The 1,607-nt window shown below is 75.2% G+C and carries 1 protein-coding gene; it reads right to left on the minus strand.

Going from position 1 to position 1,607, the window contains the following annotated elements; all coding sequences use genetic code 11:
- Positions 1–1,186, minus strand: a 1,186-nt coding sequence (locus AC0CYZ_RS03180; protein WP_472212274.1) for a cation:proton antiporter domain-containing protein, incomplete at its 3' end; no start/stop codon positions are given.
- Between the last annotated feature and the right edge of the window lie 421 nt (positions 1,187–1,607).

A 1,607-nucleotide genomic window follows, 5' to 3' on the forward strand; every position in this document is an offset into this window, starting at 1 on the left:
CCGCCCCGTCACCGGCCCTGCCGTACCGGGCGGCGAGGGGTGCGGCGCTGACGCCGTGGGCGACGACGCTGAGCAGGACGGTGACCGCGATGGCGACCACGGCGTCGTCGGCTCGCGGGCCGAGCTCCTCCAGCGCGAGCAGGGCGAACACCAGGGACGCCAGGCCCCGTGGACCGAACCAGCCCACGAAGAGCACCGTGGCGGCCCCGAGACGCGCGCCGATGCTCGCGAGCGCGACCGGGAGCATCCGGACGACGGTCAGGCTCAGCACCGCGTACCCCACGACGGCCAGGTGGACGCCGTGGAGCATGATCGGCACGGCGACGGCTCCGAAGGCCAGCCACACGAGCAGGGAGACCAGTCCGCTCGCCTGCTCGAGGAAGCCGATCTCGGCGGGGCCGCGGGGGCCGGCGGCGGCCGCGAAGGCCAGTCCGCCGCAGAACGCGGCGACGAAGCCGTTGCCGTGCACCACGAGGGCACCGGCGTAGGCCGCGAGCGCGAGGGCGAGCACCGCGACGCCGGCGAACTCCTCGGCGGCCCAGCCACGACGCCGCGCCCGGCGCAGCAGGCCACCCCCCACGGCACCGACGACGATGCCGGCCACCACACCGATCACCAGCTCGAGCAGCGCGCTGCCCGGGCCCACGTCGTGCAGTCCCTCCGCCGAGGCCGCCCCGGCGATCGCGACGACGACGACGGGGGTGGCGATGCCGTCGTTGAGGCCGCTCTCGACGGTGATGAGCCGCCGGATGCGGGACGGCACCGCGGTGTTCGTCACCACCGGCACGCCCAGGGCGGCGTCGGTGGGTGCCAGCGCCGCCCCGACGAGCAGCGCCAGCCACACGTCGAGGCCGGGGAGGATCCAGAGCGCCAGCACCCAGCCCAGCGCCATCGTCAGGGGCAGCCCGACGCCCAGCAGCCGCACGCACCGGCCGAGGTCCCGGCGCAGGTCGGGGACCCGGATGCGGGCCGCGTCCGAGAAGAGCACCCAGACGAGGGTGATCTCGACCAACGGCTTGAGGGTCTCGGGAGCCGACGGCGCGTCGACCAGGCCCAGTCCGGCCAGGACCGCGCCGACCGCCACGAAGACGATCGGTGCCGTGAGGTCGGCCCGTTCCAGGCGGGCCGAGACGACGCCCCAGACGAAGACCGTCGCCGCGACCACTGCGACCGCCGTGACGTCCATGCCGGCCTCCCCGCCCTCACCCGATCAGCGCGCGGAGGTCAGCCACCTTCCCCTGGGGACGGCCCGGCCGCACGAGGGCGTGATCGCGGTCCGGCGTCGGGAGCGACAGCGTGACCCGGGGGCGCGAGCACGGCCTCACCCGTCCGAGATGACTCGCACGGCACACCGTTTCTCACCCGGCGCGGGTGAAGCCGCTGGTCCCGGCCGGCGGAACCGTACGACCTGCGGCGGGACAGCGTCCGCGGATCCGAGGAGAGACGATGACCAACCCCCAGACCCCCACGCCCGAACGATCGGCCTCGTATCCCCGCGCCAACGGCGCCGCCCCTCGGGGGCCCTCGGGGGCCACGACCGGCTGGGTCCGTTTCGGCGCGGTGCTCATGGCCGTCGTCGGCGTGTTCGCGGTGATCGAAGGGTTCCT

This window comes from Actinomycetospora sp. (assembly GCF_055612215.1).